15 protein-coding genes are annotated in these 21,533 nt (G+C 58.2%); 7 read left to right on the top strand and 8 right to left on the bottom strand.

The genetic code is table 11. From position 1 onward, the window contains the following. Window positions 1-14: 14 nt before the first annotated feature. The 4 genes from RGM2987_RS20895 to RGM2987_RS20880 all read left to right on the top strand — a co-directional run bounded on the left by RGM2987_RS20895 (window position 15) and on the right by RGM2987_RS20880 (window position 5,006). Window positions 15-761, top strand: coding sequence for a nitroreductase (locus tag RGM2987_RS20895; protein ID WP_245144723.1), 747 nt, complete (start codon window positions 15-17; stop codon window positions 759-761). Then, entirely contained in the window at window positions 758-2,410 is a 1,653-nt protein-coding gene (locus RGM2987_RS20890) for an AMP-binding protein (protein ID WP_245144722.1), read from the top strand. The genes RGM2987_RS20895 and RGM2987_RS20890 overlap by 4 nt, the downstream gene beginning before the upstream one ends. Before the next feature lie 94 nt (window positions 2,411-2,504). Further along, window positions 2,505-3,767: an OprD family porin gene (locus RGM2987_RS20885; RefSeq protein WP_245144721.1), complete on the top strand. Its 1,263-nt coding sequence runs from the start codon at window positions 2,505-2,507 to the stop codon at window positions 3,765-3,767. 192 nt (window positions 3,768-3,959) lie between these two features. After that, window positions 3,960-5,006, top strand: a complete 1,047-nt coding sequence (locus tag RGM2987_RS20880) for a class I SAM-dependent methyltransferase (RefSeq protein WP_245144720.1) — start codon at window positions 3,960-3,962, stop codon at window positions 5,004-5,006. A 56-nt stretch (window positions 5,007-5,062) separates the two neighbouring features. On the opposite strand, the gene RGM2987_RS20875 is transcribed toward RGM2987_RS20880, so the two are convergent. The 5 genes from RGM2987_RS20875 to RGM2987_RS20855 all read right to left on the bottom strand — a co-directional run bounded on the left by RGM2987_RS20875 (window position 5,063) and on the right by RGM2987_RS20855 (window position 12,054). Next, window positions 5,063-6,118, bottom strand: a complete 1,056-nt coding sequence (locus RGM2987_RS20875) for an outer membrane protein transport protein (RefSeq protein ID WP_245144719.1) — start codon at window positions 6,116-6,118, stop codon at window positions 5,063-5,065. Window positions 6,119-6,228: 110 nt separating this feature from the next. After that, window positions 6,229-7,533: an oxygenase MpaB family protein gene (locus tag RGM2987_RS20870; RefSeq protein WP_245144718.1), complete on the bottom strand. Its 1,305-nt coding sequence runs from the start codon at window positions 7,531-7,533 to the stop codon at window positions 6,229-6,231. 11 nt (window positions 7,534-7,544) lie between these two features. Next, window positions 7,545-9,053, bottom strand: coding sequence for an aldehyde dehydrogenase family protein (locus tag RGM2987_RS20865; RefSeq protein ID WP_245144717.1), 1,509 nt, complete (start codon window positions 9,051-9,053; stop codon window positions 7,545-7,547). 109 nt (window positions 9,054-9,162) lie between these two features. Next, a complete protein-coding gene (locus RGM2987_RS20860; protein WP_245144716.1) occupies window positions 9,163-11,085 on the bottom strand; it encodes an NAD(P)/FAD-dependent oxidoreductase in 1,923 nt (640 codons plus the stop codon). Window positions 11,086-11,136: 51 nt separating this feature from the next. Continuing rightward, entirely contained in the window at window positions 11,137-12,054 is a 918-nt protein-coding gene (locus tag RGM2987_RS20855; protein ID WP_245144715.1) for an alpha/beta hydrolase, read from the bottom strand. Between the two features lie 432 nt (window positions 12,055-12,486). Here RGM2987_RS20855 and RGM2987_RS20850 point away from each other — a divergent pair, with 432 nt between their 5' ends. From RGM2987_RS20850 to RGM2987_RS20840, 3 genes are all read left to right on the top strand, one after another. Continuing rightward, window positions 12,487-13,416: a LysR family transcriptional regulator gene (locus tag RGM2987_RS20850; RefSeq protein ID WP_245144714.1), complete on the top strand. Its 930-nt coding sequence runs from the start codon at window positions 12,487-12,489 to the stop codon at window positions 13,414-13,416. 144 nt (window positions 13,417-13,560) lie between these two features. After that, on the top strand, window positions 13,561-14,967 hold the full coding sequence (gene potE, locus RGM2987_RS20845; protein ID WP_245144713.1) for a putrescine-ornithine antiporter: 1,407 nt from the start codon (window positions 13,561-13,563) through the stop codon (window positions 14,965-14,967). Continuing rightward, entirely contained in the window at window positions 14,964-17,249 is a 2,286-nt protein-coding gene (locus RGM2987_RS20840; RefSeq protein ID WP_245144712.1) for an Orn/Lys/Arg decarboxylase N-terminal domain-containing protein, read from the top strand. Before potE ends, RGM2987_RS20840 begins: the two co-directional genes overlap by 4 nt. A gap of 90 nt (window positions 17,250-17,339) precedes the next feature. On the opposite strand, the gene RGM2987_RS20835 is transcribed toward RGM2987_RS20840, so the two are convergent. From RGM2987_RS20835 to RGM2987_RS20830, 3 genes are all read right to left on the bottom strand, one after another. Then, on the bottom strand, window positions 17,340-17,498 hold the full coding sequence (locus tag RGM2987_RS20835) for a DUF2986 domain-containing protein (RefSeq protein ID WP_245144711.1): 159 nt from the start codon (window positions 17,496-17,498) through the stop codon (window positions 17,340-17,342). Then, window positions 17,495-17,692 carry a hypothetical protein gene (locus tag RGM2987_RS27595; RefSeq protein WP_348529649.1) on the bottom strand — a complete coding sequence of 66 codons (198 nt, stop codon included), beginning with the start codon at window positions 17,690-17,692 and terminating at the stop codon, window positions 17,495-17,497. The genes RGM2987_RS20835 and RGM2987_RS27595 overlap by 4 nt, the downstream gene beginning before the upstream one ends. 115 nt (window positions 17,693-17,807) lie before the next feature. Further along, a complete protein-coding gene (locus RGM2987_RS20830) occupies window positions 17,808-21,512 on the bottom strand; it encodes an ATP-binding protein (RefSeq protein WP_245144710.1) in 3,705 nt (1,234 codons plus the stop codon). Between the last annotated feature and the right edge of the window lie 21 nt (window positions 21,513-21,533).

Below are 21,533 nucleotides of genomic sequence, written 5' to 3'. Positions count from 1 at the left end.
CGAGCCAGAAAGACATGACGATAAACCGCGTATTACCACCGCCGCTCTCGCCACAGCTATTGAGCCAGACGGTTGATTGGGCGATTACCACGCGTCGCAGTATCCGGGCTTTCCTGCCGACGCCGGTGCCGCGGTCCGACATTGAAGCGATCCTGAATGTCGCACGTTTTTGCGCCACCGGCGTGAACATGCAGCCGTGGCGGGTCCATGTGGTCACCGGGGAAGTGAAGGCTCGCCTGTCAAAGGCCATTGACGCGATCGACAGTGATCCGGCACTGAACGAACACCTGCAGGACGCCTATGAGTACTACCCCCGTGAGTGGGTCACGCCTTACATCGACCGACGCCGTAAGGTCGGCTGGGAACTCTATAGCCTGCTGGGCATCACCCGAGCAGACAAGCGGCGCATGCACCAGCAGCATGGCCGCAACTACAAGTTCTTCGATGCGCCGGTCGGCCTGATTTTTACCATCGACCGGGTGCTGCAGCAAGGCAGCCTGTTGGACTACGGGATGTTTTTGCAGAGCGTGATGATTGCTGCCCGTGGCAGAGGGTTGCACACCTGTCCGCAGGCCGCGTTCCTGAAGTATCACGATGTGATCGCGCAGGTGCTGGAGATTCCAGCCGACCAGATGCTGGTGTGCGGGATGAGCCTGGGTTACGCCGACGAAACGAGCATTGAAAACTCCTTGGTCACTGATCGAGAGCCGGTCAGCGCGTTCACCACCTTTCACCATAATAATAAGGAGACAGTCCTATGAAATCGGCTACCTACGACAGCGGGCTGGATCGCAGCGCGGCGAACCATCTTGCGCTCACGCCCCTTGGATTCCTCGACCGCGCGGCCCTGGTGCATCCACAACGGCACGCCGTCGTGCATGGTGAGTTGCGGCGAACCTGGGTCGAGACTCGGGAACGCTGTAACCGCCTGGCTTCAGCCCTGTCCAGAAGGGGCTTGGGGGAGGGCGACACGGTTTCGATCCTCTCGCCCAACACGCCCGCAATGCTCGAAGCGCACTACGGAATTCCCCTGGCAGGCGCGGTGCTGAACACCATCAATTACCGCCTGGATGCCGAGGGCGTTGCCTTCATCCTCCGGCATGGCGAGTGCAGACTGCTGCTGGTGGATCGCGAGTATGCAGCGCTGGCTAGCGCAGCCCTTGAACTGGTTGAACAGCGCCCCGTTGTGATTGATATCAACGATCACCTGGCACCGCTGGCGCCCGCCATCGGGGAAACCGACTACGAAAGTCTGCTGGCCGAGGGCGATCCCGATTTCGCCGGTGCCTGGCCCGTCAGCGAATGGCAACCGATCGCCTTGAACTACACCTCCGGCACCACGGGCGATCCCAAGGGCGTGGTCGCGAGCCATCGCGGCACCTATCTGATGAGCCTGTTGCAAATGACCAACTGGCCGCTGTCACGGGCGCCACGCTACTTGTGGACGCTGCCGATGTTCCACGCCAACGGTTGGTGTTTTACCTGGGCGATTACCGCGGCCGCCGGGACGCACATCTGTCTGCGCAAGGTCACCGCAGAGACGGTATTCGAGGCTATCGACAATCACGGCGTAGACCATTTCTGTGCCGCGCCGATTGTCATGGCGATGATTGCGAACACCGCCGGGCGCGCACCCTTGAAGACGCGGGTTCGGGTATTGACCGCCGGTTCGCCACCACCCGCCACCGTGCTCAAAGCGGTATTGGCGCTGGGCTTCGATGTGGATCATGTGTACGGCATCACCGAAGTCTCCGGGACGCCGGTCAGCTGTACCTGGCAGGACGGCTGGAATGACCTGTCCGAGACTGAACAATGCGCGTTGCGGGTGCGCCAGGGCGCCCGTGGCGCAGTGTTCGAAGACTTGATGGTCGCTGATCCCGAGACGCTGGTGCCGGTCCCGCATGATGGTCAAACCACCGGAGAGCTGATGATGCGCGGCAACACCGTGATGATGGGTTACCTGAAAAACCCCTCAGCCACCGAAAAGGCCTTCGCCAGCGGCTGGTTTCATACCGGCGACGTGGCGGTGGTTCACGACAACGGCTACATCCAGATTACCGATCGCTGTAAGGACGTCATCATTTCCGGTGGTGAAAACATCTCCTCCGTCGAAATCGAGGAAGCGATCCATGCCCACCCCGCGGTGCTGCACGCCGCCGTGGTCGCTCAACCGGACGACAAGTGGGGCGAGGTGCCCTGTGCGTTCATCGAGCTCAAGCCCGGGGTGCCTGCGCCAACGGAGCAGGAAATCATTGGCTTCTGCCAGGGCCGATTGGCCCGTTTCAAATGCCCGCGACGGGTGATTTTCATCGAATTGCCAAAAACCGCCACCGGCAAGATCCAGAAATTCCTGCTGCGCGAACGTGCCGGCAGCCAGGAGGCGATCATGCGCCTGGCTTCCGGCTGCTGAGTACGAGCGGGTAGGTCACCGACCTCAAAAAAATTGATGCCGCCTATTCAGGCGGCAGGCTTTCACGCACACAACAAAAACAAAAGGTGCCTGTATGTCGAAATCCCCTGTGGTGGTCCTGGTTGGAATATCAACACTTACATCAACCCCTTTGGTGTTCGCCGATTTCATCAATGATGCTAAAGGGAGCCTGGAGCTTAGAAACTTCTACTACAACCGCGACTATCGTAATGAGGGCGCTGCACAGAACAAGCGAGACGAATGGGCGCAGGGTTTCATTCTCAATCTCCAGTCTGGTTTCACCGAGGGCACGATCGGTTTCGGCCTGGACGCCCAGGGGCTGTTTGGACTGAAGCTCGACTCCAGCAGCGATCGAACCGGTTCGGGCCTGCTGGCGTACAACAGGCAGCGAAACGTCGAGGATGAATACGGTAAATACACCCTGACGGCCAAGGCACGCATGGGCAAGAGCGACTTGCGGATTGGCGGCCTCAGCCCGCTGATGCCGCTGTTATGGAGCAACAACAGTCGACTGTTGCCTCAGGTGTTCCGTGGTGGCTCGCTGGTGTCCAACGACGTCGATTCGCTGACGGTTTCTGCGATTCGGGTGAACGCCGTGAGGCAGCGCAATTCCACTGACTTTGAATCCCTCACCGCGTTTGGTTACCGCGCTGCCGAGGCCGATCATTTCGACTACCTGGCATTGGACTACAAAGTCCTCCCGACCCTGACATTGAGCTATCACGTCGCCGAACTGGAGGATCTCTATCGCTCGAACTTCTATGGATTGAAGCTCAATCAGCCATTGCCCACCGGCGCGATCATTTCCGACGTGCGCGTGTTCGATGCCAGGGAAAGCGGAAATGAAAGCCTGGGCGAAGTGGATAACCGCACATTGAGCAGTTACTTCGCCTACAGCCTGAAAGGCCACACCATTGGCGGCGGCTACCAGAAAGCTTGGGGAGACACGCCCTTTGCCTTCGTGAACGGCAGCGACACCTATCTGTTTGCCGAGTCGCTGGTGAGTACCTTCACGGCGCCGAATGAACGGATATGGTTTGCCCGCTACGACTATGACTTCGCCAGTGCCGGCATCCCTGGGCTGACCCTGACCCTGAGGTACGTAAAAGGTGACGACGTCGACCCCACGTTGCTGAGCACCCGGCAAGCGGCGGCATTGCGGGCCGAGGGACAGGACGGCGAGGAATGGGAGCGTGTAACTGATATTGCCTATGTCATCCAGAGCGGGCCGATCAAGGGCCTGGGGGTTCAATGGCGCAACTCCACCAACCGTTCGACCTACGCTGACAGTGCCAACGAAAACCGCTTGATCCTGCGTTATACGATGAGTTTCTGATCGCAGCACAGCAAGGACGAACGCGACGCCGCGGTGCCGGGCGTCGCGTCAGATAACGTAAGCGCTTGTCGGGGACTAGACTGATTCTCCCTGCGGTGATCAAGGCCGCAGGCCAATCCATCCGACCACCGCAACAGTTTTCAGGTCCTGCATGCCCGTGTCGACGGTGGCCTTCTCACAGGAGGGTACGTAATGGACGAGGCAAAACTTAATGAGTTCATGGGCAAGCTGGTGTCCGATATGGGCGCCTCGGCTATGCTCGCCAACGTCATCCTGGGCGATGAACTCGGGCTGTACAAGGCCATGGCCGATAGCCAACCGATAACGCCCCAGCAGCTCGCCGACAGGACCGGCTGCAACGGGCGGCTGATTCGAGAATGGCTCAGCGCTCACGTGGCGTCCGGCTACATGGAGCACCGCGACGGCCAGTTCGTGTTACCCGAAGAACAAGCGCTGGCCCTGGCGATTGAGGATTCGCCGGTGTACGCGGCGGGGGGCGTGATGGTGGTGGCGTCGATGTTCCACGACAAGGACAAGTTGGTGGCGGCCATGCGCGGTGACGGCGGACTGCCGTGGGGGGAGCACCATCCGTGCATGTTCAGCGGCACCGAGCGATTTTTCCGACCCGGCTACAAGACTTACCTGGTGTCGCAGTGGCTGCCGGCGCTGGAAGGTGTCGTGGAAAAACTCACCGCCGGCGCCCGCGTGGCGGACGTCGGATGTGGGCACGGCGCTTCGACCATCGTGATGGCGCAGGCTTTCCCGGCGTCGCGCTTCGTCGGCTTCGACTATCACGCACCGTCCATCACCACCGCCACGCAGCGCGCCCAGGAGGCTGGCGTCTCTGAGCAGGTTACGTTCGCCCAGAGCACCGCCAAGGACTTTCCCGGTGACGATTACGACCTGATTTGCTACTTCGATTGCCTGCACGACATGGGCGACCCGGTCGGCGCCGCGCAGCACGCCTATCGAGCCCTGAAGGCCGACGGCTCGGTGCTGCTGGTCGAGCCCTATGCCAAAGACACACTCGACGAGAACATAAACCCCGTCGGACGGCTGTTCTACGCCGCCTCCACGTTCATCTGCACGCCGAATTCGTTGTCCCAGGAAGTGGGGCTGGGTTTGGGAGCGCAGGCTGGGGAGGGGAGGTTGCGTGAGGTGTTTGATGCCGCAGGGTTCACCCAACTGCGCCGTGCGGCTGAAACACCGTTCAATTTGATACTGGAGGCTCGCAAGTAAAGGCTTGCTGGATTGTCGTGCACGGATTGGAAATCCGTGCACGTTCCCGAATGTAACTAGAATTGATAACTTGTTTTCAATGTATAAATCGTCATCGAGTTATCTCGATACTCGCCAAATACCGGACTCGACATATCCCCAAACTTGTTATAGGTCACCATGGGGGTGATATTAAAGCCGTGACCCACGTCGTATTTCAGTCCCAAGCTGAGGGCTTTGACGCCAGAGGTGGGGGCGAGTGGCGAGAATCCTTCGTTCTCTTTTTCATAGATAAAAGCGCCAATCAGTGTCGCGCTGTCGTTGATACGATATCCAGCGCCCAGCGTGTAGCGGATGGTGTTGTGCTCGAAAACCTTGACCGGCGCACCGAATGTCGCCGTGTACACCGGAGGAGCAAGCGATACCCCGGTCCATTTGGCCCAATATACCGACCCAAACAGCAGGGTATTCTGGCTGATTGGCATTTGCGCATCCAATGCCACTGACTCAGGCGTGCGTTGCCGGATGGTTGAATCCATTCCGTTCTCTGTACCGTCTATCTTGTGCTGGACCTTCGATTTGTAGGTCAAGGAGACGCGGGTAAACGGGGCCGGTTCATAGGCCATCCCCACGGTGTAGCCATAACGGGTATCCGGATCGGACTTCAGGGAGTATTCAATCCCGGTCAACTGCTGAGGAAGGTGGGCGGCAATCTCCAGGGATTGCGAGAATGGCCCACCAAATAGACTCAACTCGGGCGTCAGCTTGTAACGACCAATGATCGTCCAGTCGCGACTCTTATACGAAGCCTTGAGTCCCTGGGCTGGGCCTTCGCGATAGTAGGGACTGCGGGCATAAGGCTCGTCGGTCAACAGCGCCAGTGAAAAGTCATCATTGACATCGAATTTGAATGCGCCACTGGTGCTGTCCAGTCTCCTGACCAGATTCCCCGTCTTGTTGCCAGCGGGGTCGGTGCCTTCTATGTCGGGTCTGATCCAGTGGTGGGTCAGCTCGGCATAAGTGCCAGACTCAAATATCGGCGACACACCAAGGGCCAGTCCGTCAAACCCGCCGGCATAAACGGCGCCAGGAAAAAGATACAAAAACACGTGCACACAAGTAGAGCGTTTCATTTTTTCATTCTCTTTTTATGGTTATAAATGAAATGGGTCGGCTCAGAAAAAGTTCTGAACTTATTTATGGCTGTCTATTGATTGAAGATTTTTAACTGCAGCAACGCGTGTCAGTACTTTGATTTTGGCCGGTAGTTCATGTCCGCGTCCGTGAGCTGGGTTTGAAGCCAGTGTCTGCGCGCTGCGCGAACTTTTTCATCCAGTGCCGATGCATAGGCAGGGCTACGCAAGCGACGCAGATCCTGGATGCGATTTTTCGGAAACTGGGTGGACACATAAAGCGCTGCCCAGAACCACGGGTTGGGTGCCCCCATGGCCCTGCGAGTGTCTGGCGACACGAAAAACGCGGAGTGGGCAATGCCGATCTTGTAGTCGACCCATTGACGGGCGCGTTGTAGAAAGCCCGCATCTTTGTCGGGTTTGAAACTGTCGAAGAAAGATTGGCCGAGTCGAATGCAATCCGGGTCCTCGCTTGGAGGATTCAACAACAACGAGTCGTGCATGGCCTGCACCGCGCCATTGATGTCCGAGGGGAAAACATTGTCCTGCTGGTAGCCCATGACATACGCCACATACTGCCAGAGATGAATCACATCCTCGACTTCCTCATCAGTCACTTTGTAGCCCAGTATCTGCAAGGACTTACACATCATGACCGATGAAATCAGCGGCGCGGTCAACATGCCGCTCTGGTTGATCGGCATCCCGAACTGCTCGGGTTCCCAGCGAGGGGAGCCGAATACTGCGCGGCGAATCAATGTATGCAGCAAGCGTACTCTCAGTGTTACCTTCCAGCCCTCGCTGAATGTCTTCATGCCCTCAGGCTCGGAAATCTGAGTCCAGAAGTTGCATGTCAGCAGGTAGCGCTTGTAGGCAGTATCGTCGGCATATTGACCGGTTGACATCAAGGTTCTGGCAATCGACAGAACTCGGTACATATCCAATGACCCGATGCCCTGATACCTGTGGCCTTCCACGCCAAATCGGCGATATATCCTGGCTCCGTTCTCAATACGCTTCCAGTCGAGCCATTGGGGTGGCGTGCTGACTTGCTGCCAGATCTGTTCCAGCTCTTCGGGGGCATTGGCGACCCCCTTGATGCCCTCATTCAAAAAGCTTTGCATGACAGCATGTACATCGCGACCTTCCCGGCGAATCTTGAGGATTGCCGTGTCGGACAACGGATCTCCGACCCAGCCCGACATGGCAATCCTGAAGGCTTGCTTGTCGTCATAAGTGGCACTCACGCCAGTGACCATCTTGAAAGCCTTGCGCAAGTCGTTGCCGGCTTTGGCGCCGTACGCCTCCGGGTACAAAAAACCACCCGGTGGGGCTGTTCTGCCTACACCCATGGACAAGAATTTCTCATCCAAGGCGATTTCAACCTCACGATCCTTTTCTGCAAGCATGGACATGATCAAGTTCCTCAGTTGATGCGAGCGATAACGGACTTCGGTTCGAGAAAACCTTCGAGACCTTTTCTACCCAGGTCCCGTCCAACCCCAGATTGGCGAAATCCTCCGGTGGGAATATTGGCGGGCGGGAAGGCTGGGGAGTTGATGAACACCGTGCCGGTGCGAAGCCTTTTCGCGAGTCTCTGCACATTGCCGTGGTGGTTGCCCCAGATCGTGGCGCAAAGTCCATAAGCCGAGCGATTCACCTGTTGGATAACGTCACGCTCATCGGTCCAGGTTTCGACAGTAATCACCGGGCCGAAAATTTCTTCGTGCAACAACTTGGACTGTGGGGGAAGTTCCGTGATGATCGTGGGGCTAATGAAGAAGCCAGGGGATGTCGGCGGCTGTTGTGCGACAACTAATGTTCCTTCCTCTTCGCCCTGCCTGATATAAGCCATCACCCGATCGAATTGTTTTTTCGAACATACCGGACCCATGATGGTGTCAGTGTCGAATGGGGAACCCGGCACCAGCGTCTCCGCGAATGACGCCATTGCTTTAACCAGGTCCTTTGCAATCGAGGCGTGGGCCATGACTTTCGAGCCTGAAACACATATTTGTCCCGAGTTGGCGAAGGCAGCCATGCACAACGCCGGGGCGATCGCATTTATGTCGACATCGGGCAAAACGATAACGGGGTTTTTCCCGCCGAGCTCAAGGCTGACGCGCACCAGGCGGTCGGCTGCGGCTTTGTAGATACGCTTTCCAATGTCAGTTGAACCTGTGAACGCAAACTTATCGATTCCGCTGTTCTCGATCAGTGCTTGGCCCGTCACTGCGCCGCAGCCGGTTACAACATTGAGCACCCCATCTGGCAGGCCGGCGTTACTTGCCAGTTCCGCAAGTCGCAATATCACCAGCGAAACGTCTTCCGCAGGCTTGACCACCAGTGTGCAGCCTGCGGCGAGGGCTGGCGCTATTTTCCAAGCGCCCACCAATAACGGTGCATTCCACGGCAGGATCGCACCGACGACGCCGACCGGTTCGTGAGTGGTATAGGCAAAAAATTCCGCGTCCCCCATTGCCCGGTCGATATCAAGGGTTTCACCTGTGATCTTGCTGGGGAAACCGGCGTAGTAGCGGAAAACATCAATCACTTTTGCAACTTCAAACGCTAACGCGGCGCTTTTTGGCAGGCCTAGATCGATGGCGATAAGATCAGCCAGCGTATCGCGGTCTGCTGCAATCGCATCAGCAAGCTTGTGCAGAAGTATTTCGCGCTCACACGGCACTATTGTGCGCCACGCAGAACCCTCCTCAAACGCGGCGCTGGCTGCAGCTACTGCCTGTTCGACAGTATCGGCATCGGCTTCATACAACTGGCCAATTTGCAGCTCGGTCGAGGGATCAATAATTGCAAACGTTTCGCCGAGGCGATGCCAGCGACCATTAATGTAATGTCCTTTGGATGACTCGATAAAACGCCGGGATTCGGCGCCAATGGCATCGAGCGCACTACGCTCTATTTTCGTATTCATCGGATACCTCGCAAATCGTGGCGGTCCGCCCACGATGAAACACCGCGCCCATGCATATAAGCGCACTCAGCTAATGCCTATTTATTGCTGTCGGCGTAAGCGCACTGCTTCAGGAAAGCAGGTAATCGCTGGGTTCAATTTGATGGGTTCGCCGCCAAAACTCTGCCGCTTCGAAAGGAAAGTTCTGGGTGACTCGGCCTTTGCTGTTCTTGTACCAACTGTTGACTTTGGAAAAGCCCCAGGCCCGCAAGCGGTTTCCTTCATCGACTCGCTGATTGTAGGTTTCGAAGACGTGCTGCCTCACCTCCATGCTCTTGTGTCCACCTTCAAGTAACAGGCGAATCGCATCGGTGATATAGGTCGCCGTGAATTCTGAGAACTGAATGATCGTGCTATTGACCACCAAGCCGGTATTAGGGCCATACATGCAAAACATGTTGGGAAATCCTGGAACGGTCGTGCCCAGATAGGCGCGTGCGTCGTCGCTTTTCCATTCGGTGTGCAGATCGATACCGTCGCGCCCCGTCACCCGAATAGGCATCAGGAACTTTGAAGCTTGGAAGCCAGTGCCGTAGACGATCAGATCGAACTCATGCATTGTCCCATCGACACAGCAGATGCCCGTAGGATTGATCGATTCGATCGGTTCGCGGATGAGGCGTACGTTGTCGCGCTTGAGTGTCGCAATCCAGGTACCGTTGTCACGGATGATGCGCTTGCCGCCAACCGGCGAATCAGGGATCAAGGCATCACGCAAATCAGGGCGGTCGGCAATTTGCGCCTCCATCCAGCCGCCCAGTTCTTGACGCAAGTGTTCGTTAATCGCAGAGACCGCTTTTTCGGTAGGGGGGTAATCCGGGTCAACGGTGACGGCGTGAAGAAACCCGATGGATTGTGGCAGAATCGCTGTTGCCCGGAACCACAGGCTGTAGTTGGGCACGTTGTCCAGCAGCCACTTTGCTCCTGCGCAAACGCGCTCGTGTAAATCGGGCGTCGGCAACAACCAGTTGTTGGTGCGTGCAAATACCTTCAGGTCCGCGGCGGTACTAGCCAAGTGGGGAATGAACTGCACCGCGCTGGCGCCCGTGCCGATGACTGCCACGCGTTTGCCGGTCCAATCGGTGTCATGGTCCCATTGGGCCGAGTGAAATGCTTGCCCCTGGAAACTTTCGATTCCGGGTATCGCCGGAATCAACGGGCGGTTTAGCTGGCCGACGGCAAAAATCACCACGTTGGCCTCAATTTCCTGCGCTGCGTCTGGCTGGTTAATGCTGATGTTCCAATGCTGGCTGGCCTGATTCCAACGGGCATCGGTTACTTCAGCATTAAATACGATGTGCTCATATAAACCGTTCTGCCGAGCTACTTCCTGAAGGTAGCTCAAGACCTGTGGGGCAGGGCTGTAATGGTCGTCCCAAGTGGCTCGCGCGAACGCAAAACTATAGGCGACGCTTGGAATATCGACGCGGCACCCCGGATAGTTGTTTTCACGCCAGGTGCCTCCTACATCGTCTCCTTTTTCATAAATCACGAACGCAACCCCTGCCTGCTTCAAGCGCAAGGCTGCGACCAAGCCACTTTCACCGGCACCGATGATCACAACCTTAAAGTCACGCCCGGGTGCAACGTGTACTTTGTTCCAGCTCGGCGCACGCAGGTCTTCATCGGCGTTGACCATTTCCTCAGCCACTATCGGTAGATAGGCTTCCACCCCCGGTCCCATCAGCCAAGTGATCATGGTGAACAGTTCGTCATTGGTCGGGCGCGTTGGAACCGGACGACCGCTATCTCTGAACTCGATCAGTTTCTCCACGCACAGCTCACGCACTTCTTGCTCTTGGGTCTCGCTCAGTGCGCTTTGCGGGGCGCCCATTACCAACACAGGCTTCCATGCGGGCTTGAGCAGGCTCAGATCGCCAGTCAAATGAGCGACGCACATCAGCAGTGTTGGAAGGTCAGCCTCGCCCAGATGGGATCTCAGCGTTTGCTCATCAAGGGCCTGGATCGAAAGCGTTCGGTTGTAAATATTCATATCTGTACCTGGTCTTATTATTAGGTGGCGGTGCTCAACACCAGGGGGCGTTCAGAGCGCGTCCAGTCGCCGGCCAATCTGATCGGCGACCCAGTCGAGCGCCTGCGTACTGGCGCGCAATGTCAGGAACGTCATGAATCCATGCATCTGCCCATCGAAGCACTTATGGCTGACCTCGATGCTGGCTGCTTGCAAGTGGTCGACGTAGGCTTGTCCTTCTTCGCGCAGCACATCGAATTCGGCCGTAACTACAATCGCCGGTGGCAGTCCTCTCAGATCGTCTGTGGCGAGCGGGGAGGCGGCGGGGAGTGCACGTTGCCCGGCATCGGCCAAGTAATGGTTCCAAAACCAACGCATATCCTCCCGAGAGAGCAGCAACTGCCGGTCCGAGGCGTGGTAGCCGGGCATATCGAGATTCGACTGGGTGACGGGGTAGATCAGGACCTGCGCATCCCAGCGGGGCAGGCCACGCTTGCTCGCCCGTTGCGCAGAGACTGCGGCCAGATTACCTCCGGCACTGTCACCGGCGATGATCAGAGGAGGGCGATCCAGGCCGGTCAAATTGTGGCGTTGGTCCGTTATCCATTGGTGTGCGAGCTCAATGTCCAACAACGCCGCGGGGAATGGAAACTCCGGCGCCAAGCGATATTCAAGTAACACCACCGTGCAATCGGACTTTTTCGCCAGCAAGCGAGCAAAGTGGTCGAAGTCATCCAGCCCGCCCAATACCCATCCGCCTCCATGGATGTACAAAATCACGCCGCGAGTGACTTCAGTGGGGACATAGACACGCAAGCGGGCAGTGTCCAGCTGGACATCTTCAACGCGGTACATAGCAGGCTCTTGTGTAACCGAGCGGGCAAAAGCCATCACGTTACGCGCCTCAGCGGGGGTCATTTGATGAATAGGCTTTAGACCCAGCTGGATCAGCGAGTTTATTAATTCGGTAGATTCAATATCCAACGACATCACGTACTCCTTGGAACGCTTGCAAATACGAGTGCAATGAAAACAAATCGGTTACTTGTCGCTTGGGAAATGCCAACTAACGAAGTATTCAAATCGAATTACGCGGGGGATTAGGAGTTCGCTGATCGTCTGTTGTGAAAACGTAAGATGCAGTTGGAGTGGGGAAAGGAGGGCGTTCTGGTTTCATGTTAGTTGCCTTTTTGTTGTTGTCTGCACGCCCCTACGTTAGCGATTGCCGTGGCTTCGGAACAAGGCCAATCCAGGCGAAATGACTGTTCGCGAACCGCGAACAATGCCGAGGAGCTTGGGGCTGCAGACACGTACTTGCGCAAGGCTGCGCGGCCCCTGGAGGCACGCCGGAATCTGCGATGCCGATGCACTGTGATAGCCTTTCCCGAGCTTTTCGAGATAGATCGACCTAGGAGAACAAGAATGGATCGTCTGCTAAGCACTGAAGCGTTCGTGCGGGTAGCACAAACGGGGAGCTTCACCAAAGCCGCCGAACAGCTTGGAGTCACCCGGTCAGTGGTCACGCTCCGGGTGCAACAGCTTGAAAAGTTCATCAATGCAGCTTTGTTTCACCGAAGCACCCGTCAAGTTCGTCTGTCTGATGTAGGAGAATCATACTTTCAGGAGTGTGCAGACATGATCGCTTCCTTTCACGGCTTGACTGAAAAGATGCGTCACCAAAGCTCAAATCTCATCGGCCAGTTACGAGTGCAGGTGCTTCAGGGATTTGCAATCGGCCATCTAGGATCGTTGCTGGCGAAATTTACCAAGCAATATCCTGACGTTGACTTTGATGTTGTGGTTAATGATCGAGTCATAGGACCTATCGAAGAAGGGTTTGATGTCGCGTTCCAGCTATTTCCAGCAACCACAGAGCGCGTAGTGGTGCGGAAGCTTTTCACCGTTTATCGTTTGTTTTGCGCCGCACCCGAATATTTGGATATGCATCGAGCCCCGGAGCATCCTTCGCAACTTCATGACCACCCTATGGCGCTCTACGGTGGTTATGCGTCACGAAACCGTTGGCAATTCAGCCACGGAGGCGACTCCATTGAAGTCACTTTGCGCGGTCAGCTCCGGTCTTCTTCGCTTCACCTGATACGCGATTACGCGCTGAGTGGGGCAGGGATCACTTGCTTGCCCACGCTTATAGCAAGCGATGACTTGATCAATGGCAGGCTCGTTCCAGTGCTGAGCCAGTACAGATTACCGCCTTTGGACTTCGTGGCTGTTTATCCAGAAGCCCAGCGTGGAGCATTGAAAGTGGCCCGGTTGATCGACTTCCTGGCAGAACAGATTGGCAGCGAGCCGAAATGGGATCAGCCGCTGATAGAAAGAGGCTTGATCGGATAGACGCCCAGAGCTGTTGTTTACCGGATGGATGTTCCTCCCGAGTCAATGTCGACGCTAATCAAGCCAAATGTCTGCGGGATACAGATTGTGCAGCTAAGCTTGAACCCGGACGATAGCGGGGAGGGACTCCAGGTGGCCAAGAAAATGAGTGTAGGGCAGCTCACGATGTTGACGGCCGTCAACATGCTGGGCTCAGGCATCGTGCTTTTGCCTACCAAACTCGCCGAGGTCGGCGGCATTTCGATCCTTTCATGGCTGATCACCGCAACAGGCTCGCTGGCCTTGGCTTACGCCTTCGCCCGTTGCGGCATGCTCAGCCGCAAGACCGGCGGCATGGGCGGGTATGCCGAGTACACGTTCGGCAAATCCGGCAACTACATCACCAACTACACCTACGGCCTGTCGCTGTTGATTGCCAACGTGGCGATCAGCATTACCGCGGTCGGCTACATACAGACGCTCTTTGGAATCAAGCTTGACTCAGTGCAAGTCGGCCTGGCGACCATCGCGTTGCTCTGGATCACCACATTCGCCAATTTCGGCGGGGCGAGCATCACCGGCAAGATTGGCGCGGTCACGGTCTGGGGCGTTATTGCACCGGTGGTGCTGGTATCGACCATTGGCTGGTTCTGGTTCGACAGCAGCGTCTACGCCGCCGGCTGGAACCCCCACGATAAAACCTGGTACGAAGCGGCGGGGGCTTCGGTGGCGATCACGCTCTGGGCGTTTCTCGGGCTTGAATCGGCCTGCGCCAACGGCGATGCGGTGGAGAATCCCGAAAAGAACGTACCCATCGCGGTACTCGGCGGGACGTTGGGCGCGGCAGTGATCTACATCGTGTCCACCAACGTCATCGCCGGCATCGTGAGTAACGCTGAACTCGTCAGCTCCACCGCGCCGTTCGGGCTGGTCTTCGCCAAGATGTTCACACCCCTGGTCGGCGACATCGTCATGGGGCTGATGGTGCTGGCGTGCATCGGTTCGCTGCTGGGTTGGCAGTTCACCGTTGCCCAAGTCTTCAAGAGCTCGGCGGACACCGGGTATTTCCTGCCGATATTCGCCAAGTCCAACAAGCACGGTGTGCCGATTATCAGCATGCTGATTCTGCTCGCCATGCAAACGGCCATGGCGTTGTTGACGATCAGCCCCGACCTGGCCAAGCAGTTCGACACCCTGGTCAACCTGGCAGTAGTCACCAACCTGGTGCCGTACATCCTGTCGATGGCCACCTTGATGACCCTGCAGAAAGTGTCCGGTGTCCCGGCCAACAAAGCGCTCATCACCAACATCGTCGCCGGCATCGCGGCGGCCTACAGTTACCTGGCGCTGTACAGCTCGGGCGCCCAGGCGCTGATGCTGGGCGGCGTTGCAACCATTATCGGCTACACGCTGTTCGGTTTCGTCAACACGCGGTTGATCCGCCTGGAGGCCGTGAACAACAGCGTTCCGACCCAGACCGTGGCGGCGCAACACATCGTTGGCGAACCTGTCCCGGTGAATGACCTGCCGGCCAATCATTTGCAATCGGCCAGACTGGAGCCTCAATCATGACGCAAAACAGACACCTGCTCGGCATGCTCGCGTTGCTGGTCTGCAACCAGCCGGACAAACGCAGCGTGTTCGGCCGGGCGCTGATCCAGCTGATCAGTGATGTGGAAGAGCGCGCCATCAGCGTGCTGACGTCCGAAAGCCTGAGCGATGCGAAGTCGATCCTCAGCAGCGATCCGGCGATCCAGTGCGTATTGCTCAGCTGGGAAATGGACAGCAGCGCAGATCATCGCGAATGCATCGACCTGCTCACGACCCTGCGCGAGCGTAACACTCGCGTGCCTGTATTCCTGATCAGCGATCGCAGCACCGCGTCGAGCGTGCCGCTGATCGTCATGCAGCACGCCGACGACTTCATCTGGCTGCCCGAAGACACCAGTCGCTTCCTGAGCGGGCGGATCATGGCCGCCATCGAACGCTACCGCCAGGCAGTGTTGCCGCCGATGTTCGGCGCGCTGCTGAAGTTTGCCCGCAGCTATGAATATTCCTGGCACACTCCTGGGCATGCGGGTGGTACGGCTTTTCTCAAAAGTACCGCCGGCCGGGCGTTCTACGAGTTTTTCGGGGAAAACCTGTTGCGCTCGGACCTGTCGATCTCGGTGGGTGAACTCGGCTCGTTGCTCGATCATAGCGGCCCCATCGGCCAGGGCGAACGTTATGCGGCGAAGGTGTTCGGCGCCCATCGCACGTACTACGTCACCAACGGTTCCTCGATGTCCAACCGGGTAATCCTGATGGCGAGTGTCACCCGCGATCAGATCGCCTTGTGCGACCGCAACTGCCACAAGTCCGCCGAGCATGCGATGACATTGTCCGGCGCGATTCCTACGTACCTGGTGCCGACGCGCAACCGCTACGGCATCATCGGCCCGATCCTGCCGCAAACCTTGAGCGCCGAGGGCGTAAAGGCTGCCATTGCCGACAACCCGCTGGTCAAGGATCACATTGATCCAACGCCGGTACACGCGATCATCACCAACTCTACCTACGACGGCCTGACCTACAACGTTACGCGCGTCGAAGAACTGTTGGGGCAGAGCGTCGATCGCCTGCATTTCGATGAGGCCTGGTATGGTTATGCGCGTTTCAACCCGTTGTACAAGGACCGCTTTGCGATGCACGGCAGCCCGGACGATCACGATCCGAGCAAGCCAACCGTGTTCGCTACACAGTCGACGCACAAGCTGCTGGCGGCGTTGTCCCAGGCTTCGATGATCCATGTGCGTAACGGCCGCAACCCGATTCCCCACGGGCGATTCAACGAGTCGTTCATGATGCACGCCTCGACCTCGCCGAACTACGCAATCATGGCGTCCTGCGATGTCAGCTCAGCAATGATGGAAGCGCCCAGCGGGCAGATCCTGACCAATGAATCGATCGAGGAGGCCATTGCGTTCCGCCAGGTCATCTCACGCATGCGAAACGAGATCTCGGGCAATGATGATTGGTTCTTCTCGTGCTGGCAGCCGCCTTCGGTGCAGGTCGGTGAAACGGCGGTCGCGTTCCATGAAGTCGATCCCATCAGGCTCAAGACCGACCCGGACTGCTGGGTGCTGCATCCTAACGAGGTCTGGCATGGTTTCGGCAATATCGAAGACGGCTACTGCATGCTCGACCCGATCAAGGTGTCGATCCTCAGTCCAGGCATGGGCGACGACGGCAATCTGCTCGACTTCGGCATACCCGCTTGTGTGTTGAGCGCCTACCTGGGGCATCAAGGCATCGTCGTCGAGAAAACCACGGACTTCACCATCCTCTTCCTGTTCTCCATCGGCATCACCAAAGGCAAGTGGGGCACGCTGGTCAACGCGTTGCTGGACTTCAAGCGCGACTACGACACCAACCTGGAGCTCGAACTGTGCTTGCCGGATCTGGTGACTGCCAATCAGCAACGCTACGCCGGCATGGGTTTGAAGGACCTGGCGAAAGAGATCTTCACCGCAATGAAGAAAACCAGGACCACCGCGGCCATGTCCCGGGCTTTCGGTACGTTACCCAAAGCGGTATTCAGCCCGGTGGAGGCCTACGAGAAACTGGTCAAGGGCGAGGTCGAACCAGTCAGCCTGGAAGCCGCCGCCGGGCGCATCGCGGCCACCGGCATCGTGCCTTATCCGCCAGGGATTCCATTGTTGATGCCGGGGGAAGACGCCGGGCCTTCAGACGGGCCGCTGCTGGCGTATCTCAAGGCGTTGGAGAGCTTCGACAAATCGTTCCCCGGGTTCACACATGACACCCACGGGATTGAAAGCGAAGCGGGAGTGTATCGGATGCTGGTGTTGAAATGAGTTGATCAGGGCAGGGCGCGCATTAGATCAAGACCGTGGTCTGGTATTCATTGATCAATGCCGCCTTCCTCTAAACAGCTTTTGTCGCGTTCAGTTCTCAGTAATGAGGCTTGTCTCCGACTCGCCCTCGGCAGCCATCTTCAAACGGTCAGCCTTGCTGATGTACTTGGGCTTCTTCGGCGCCAGCTTGGCGCTGGCCTTTTTGGCTTTCGCCTTGAATAGTTGTTGCAATTTTTTCTGACGATTCATGATCTCAACCAAGGTTCTGGATTTGCATGTGGGTTATCGAAGGGCAAGTTTACATCAGGTGCTCCGTCGTCCCACCAGTGCGCACCAGGTTCACCCAATTCCACCTTGGCTTGATTGACGGTCGAAGGCGCCAAGGCCAGCGCTGCGTCATCGGCGTCAGCCTTGGCGAGTTTGACTGAGCGTCGCGCGTCCATCAAAACCCATCCCGTGAGTGTTTATATGAGTACACATAATGTATATTATGTTAAACACGATAATCGATACTCGTCCGTTTAAGTAAGAGCTTCGTTGCTGAAGCCAATTCGGTGTTCAGCGCGAAGCATCAATCGGTATTTCGAGGATAAAGCTAGCGCCCTGTCCAACCCCGTCACTGTGCACCGTCAAGCTGCCGCCCATTTCCTGCGCCGCCAGCGCGCAGCTGTGCAGGCCGAATCCGTGACCCTCCTTGCGGGTGGTGAAGCCATGGGTAAACAGGCGTTTCAGATGCTCTGGTGCAATTCCGTTTCCGTTGTCAGTCACCGTAATACGCAACACCGAGCCTTCAACCAGAGAGGCGCCGAAAACGATGCACGGGCTTCGATCATCCACGCCCTGCAACGCCTGCTTGGCATTGCGGATCAGGTTCACCAGAATGAGCAGCACTCGGTGTCGATCCAGCGAGAGCAAGGGTAAGTCGGTCATTTCCTTGACCACCGCTATTTCCTGGCGCGTCGGTGATCCGGCGCTCATGCGCCAGGCATCATCGATCAGCTCAGGGATGAGTACGCTCTCGACAACACTGACGGTCACGGCGTAGGACTGCTGGGCGGCGACAATGGCTTTGATGTGCTCCACGCCCTTGGTGAGCTGCCCGAGTTCTTCGATGATGCCATGCTGCTCTGCCGTCACCGCCTCCGCCAGCTTGAGCAGGTAGCTGGGCAGCATCTTTCCCTTGTGGTCGCTGGTGAAAAATTCTCCCAGGTTGTTCACGTGCTCATTCATCAAATGAGCCACCTTGCCTAATCCCTGGGCTTTGGAGGCGCGCATCTGGCTGCTGACGGTTTCGGCCGACACGTTCACGCTATTGAGGACGTTGCCGACGTTGTGCAGCACAGCCGTGGCGATTTCGGCCATGCCGGCCTGACGGGATTTTGCCTGCAGTTCGGCTTGGATCTGGCTCATGCGTAGCGCAGCGCGGATGCGAGCCTTGAGCTCCAGCGGCGAAAAAGGCTTGGCGATATAGTCATCGGCGCCACTCTCGAGCCCGGAGACGCAAGCCTCGCTGCCACCGCGGGCGGTCAACAGGATCACCGGCAGATGGGCGAAACCGGCACTGGCTTTGATTCGGGCTGTCAGGCCGATGCCATCGAGCTGCGGCATCATCACATCCGAGACGATGATATCGATGGGTCGACGCTGCAACAGTGCCCAGGCCTGCTCTCCATCAGCGGCGGTAGCGACGGTGTAGTCATCTTGCAAGAGTTCGCTGAGGTAGCTGAGCATTTCCGGGCTGTCATCTACCACGAGCACCCGGGATTGCGAGGCGCGTTCCGGGTGCTGCTCGTCGTTTACTCCTGGCACCGACACTCGCTCGTGGCTGCTGCCATGATGGCCGTCGTCGAAACGCAAATGACGCTGTTCGGTTGTGCTCGGTGATGACTGCTCATGCACATCGCTGAGTTCGGTCGGCACCGTGTTGGGCTCAACCCCGAGCGGAAGCCGGACAAAAAAGCAGGAACCTTTTCCAGGTTCGCTGTTGACGCCGACTTCGCCGTCCATCAGTTCCGCCAGCTCCTTGACCAGCGCCAGACCGATGCCGGTGCCGCTGTAGTTGCGTGTGGCGGAGTTATCGATCTGGGAAAAACGCTGGAACAGCAGCGGCAGTTTGTCAGGCGCAATGCCGATGCCTGAATCCTGTACCGCGAATTCAAATCGCTCGTCTTCAAGTGCTGTCACCGCCAGGTGCACGGTGCCGCCAGCGGGTGTGAACTTGATCGCATTGCTCACCAGGTTGAGCACAATCTTCTCGAAGTGTCGCGGGTCCAGAAACACGGTAGCAAGCGCCGGGTCGATGCTCCAAGTCAAGGTGCAGCCTTTGCCTTCGGCCACCAGGGCGGCGTCCTCGGCTAATAGGCCCACTGCCCTGTTCAAGTCAATGGGCGCCGGATGTGACTCAAACTTGCCCGCTTCAACCTTGGAGAAATCGAGGATGTCATTCACCCGGTTCATCAAGCGCAGCGCGTTGCGTTGGGCGCGGTCGATTTGCACATGCCAGTCCGCCGGTGGCGTGGTGGCCGCCGAAAGCTGCTCCAGAGGGGCGAGAATGAGAGTCAGGGGCGTGCGCAGTTCGTGGCTGACCGTGGCGACAAAGTCGCTCTTTGCCTGGTTGGCCGCATCGGCCTGGTTGCGCGCCTGAATGAGCTCTACAGCTTGCGCCTCCAGCATCTCGGTCTGCTGGTGGAGCTTTTCGGTCCGTTCGGCGACCATTCTTTCCAACGAGGCCTGGACTTGCTGTCGTTCGGCTTCGGCCTCGGCCTCCAGCACTCGGATGCGCAGGGCATTCTCCTGGAACACCCGTACGGCGCGGGTCATGATCCCGATCTCGTCGCCGCGTCCGCCGTTGCTGATCCTGGCGTTCAAGTCGCCGGCGGCGAGCCGGCGCATGCCTGAGGCCAGCGCCACGATGGGCTGCGCGATAAACCGCGACGTGCTCCAGGCGATGGCGCCGGCCAGCAAGATGGCGACGGTACCCGCGACCAGGGTCGCCAGCATGCCGCGATCATTGTGGGCCACGGCGTCGGAGCGCGCCTGGCCAGCGAAGCGCGCTACCAACAGGCCGGCGCTGCGCGCCTCGTTGCGAACCTGATCGCGGGCATCGCCCAAGGCATTGCTCGCCTGTTGGAACCTGGCGAATGCCGCTCGGTAGCCGGCGATCTGATCGCTGACCGTCAGGGCCGTCGCCTTGTCTTGCAGGGCCACGGTCGAAGGAAGAACGCGAGCGAGACGCGAGAGCTCGTCCAGGATTGCGCCGACCGCGCCAGCGACTTCGGTCGACGGCGCCAGACGAAACGACAAGGTTTGCGCCTCCAGGGTGGCGACCCGCTCGGCAAAACGCTTGGACAGCGCAGCTGCATTGTGCAGCAAGCCGGTTGCGGCCTGAATGTCGCCGGCGGCATGGGCAACGCCCTCTTCCACCTCACCCAACATCGCCTCGAGGCGCTCGGCCGCATTCCCGACGGCGGCCAGATGCCGCAGAGCCTCGGCTCCCCGAAGCCTGGGCGCCTCGCCAAGATGTTCGAGCGTGAGGCTGGTAGCGGCGATCGCCGTATCCATCTGGTTCAGCGCCTCTAGCTGATGTGGCGCCACCATCATTTCGCGCAGTTGCTCGACCACGGGCGGGAGGGCCGCGCAAGCATTGCGCGCCGCCGTAGCGGCGGCGGCATCCACTGACACCAGCACCTTCGCCACATTGGCCGTGATGACCTGCTCGCCGTTGCGCAGGGTATCGAGGATACGATGGGCGCCTTCGACATCGTTCGCCCGCGCCTGGTGTTCAGTGGTTCGGGAATCCAGTCCCTTCAACCCATCGGCAATGCCCTGCTCGATGAGAAGCGTCGCCTCTCGCATCCGGCCGTAATGGGCCGTCATGTTGTCCGTTTCGCCATCCATGGTCAGGCTCGCCGCTCGCAAGGCTGCTATCGCCGCGGCAAGCCTCTGCAGACTGCCCTTGAGCGATTGCGCCTCTTGCGCCGGAATCGCAGTAAGACCAGCGATAGCGTTCGCCACCATGCTTTCGGCCTGGGACAGGCTTTGCTGGTCGCGGGTGGCGATGAAGTTTTCCACCCGCCCGGTGGCTCCGTTGACGGACGCCAGGATTTCCGCGGAGTGGCTGGAGGAGTCCACCGCACGGACCATGCCTCGCAGGCCATAGAGGTTCACCAGCGATACCGCCAGCATCAGGAACACCAGCGCGGCGACCGCCAGGCCAATCCTGACGGCAATCGGTGTGTCCCTGGCGGGTTTGAGTTTCAGCATGGCGCCTCGCCTCCTCGCCCG

The sequence above is a fragment of the Pseudomonas sp. RGM2987 genome, from assembly GCF_022952855.1.
GTDB lineage: Bacteria > Pseudomonadota > Gammaproteobacteria > Pseudomonadales > Pseudomonadaceae > Aquipseudomonas.
This window is presented reverse-complemented; position numbering and strand designations above follow the sequence as displayed.

Bases quoted from the DNA above. Each gene is read 5' to 3' on its own strand.
- RGM2987_RS20875 (WP_245144719.1), bottom strand. From the start codon at position 6,118: ATGAAACGCTCTACTTGTGTGCACGTGTTTTTGTATCTTTTTCCTGGC.
- RGM2987_RS27595 (WP_348529649.1), bottom strand. From the start codon at position 17,692: ATGGACGCGCGACGCTCAGTCAAACTCGCCAAGGCTGACGCCGATGAC.
- RGM2987_RS20880 (WP_245144720.1), top strand. From the start codon at position 3,960: ATGGACGAGGCAAAACTTAATGAGTTCATGGGCAAGCTGGTGTCCGAT.
- potE (WP_245144713.1), top strand. From the start codon at position 13,561: ATGAGTGTAGGGCAGCTCACGATGTTGACGGCCGTCAACATGCTGGGC.
- RGM2987_RS20860 (WP_245144716.1), bottom strand. From the start codon at position 11,085: ATGAATATTTACAACCGAACGCTTTCGATCCAGGCCCTTGATGAGCAA.
- RGM2987_RS20885 (WP_245144721.1), top strand. From the start codon at position 2,505: ATGTCGAAATCCCCTGTGGTGGTCCTGGTTGGAATATCAACACTTACA.
- RGM2987_RS20835 (WP_245144711.1), bottom strand. From the start codon at position 17,498: ATGAATCGTCAGAAAAAATTGCAACAACTATTCAAGGCGAAAGCCAAA.
- RGM2987_RS20870 (WP_245144718.1), bottom strand. From the start codon at position 7,533: ATGTCCATGCTTGCAGAAAAGGATCGTGAGGTTGAAATCGCCTTGGAT.
- RGM2987_RS20855 (WP_245144715.1), bottom strand. From the start codon at position 12,054: ATGTCGTTGGATATTGAATCTACCGAATTAATAAACTCGCTGATCCAG.
- RGM2987_RS20830 (WP_245144710.1), bottom strand. From the start codon at position 21,512: ATGCTGAAACTCAAACCCGCCAGGGACACACCGATTGCCGTCAGGATT.
- RGM2987_RS20890 (WP_245144722.1), top strand. From the start codon at position 758: ATGAAATCGGCTACCTACGACAGCGGGCTGGATCGCAGCGCGGCGAAC.
- RGM2987_RS20895 (WP_245144723.1), top strand. From the start codon at position 15: ATGACGATAAACCGCGTATTACCACCGCCGCTCTCGCCACAGCTATTG.
- RGM2987_RS20850 (WP_245144714.1), top strand. From the start codon at position 12,487: ATGGATCGTCTGCTAAGCACTGAAGCGTTCGTGCGGGTAGCACAAACG.
- RGM2987_RS20840 (WP_245144712.1), top strand. From the start codon at position 14,964: ATGACGCAAAACAGACACCTGCTCGGCATGCTCGCGTTGCTGGTCTGC.
- RGM2987_RS20865 (WP_245144717.1), bottom strand. From the start codon at position 9,053: ATGAATACGAAAATAGAGCGTAGTGCGCTCGATGCCATTGGCGCCGAA.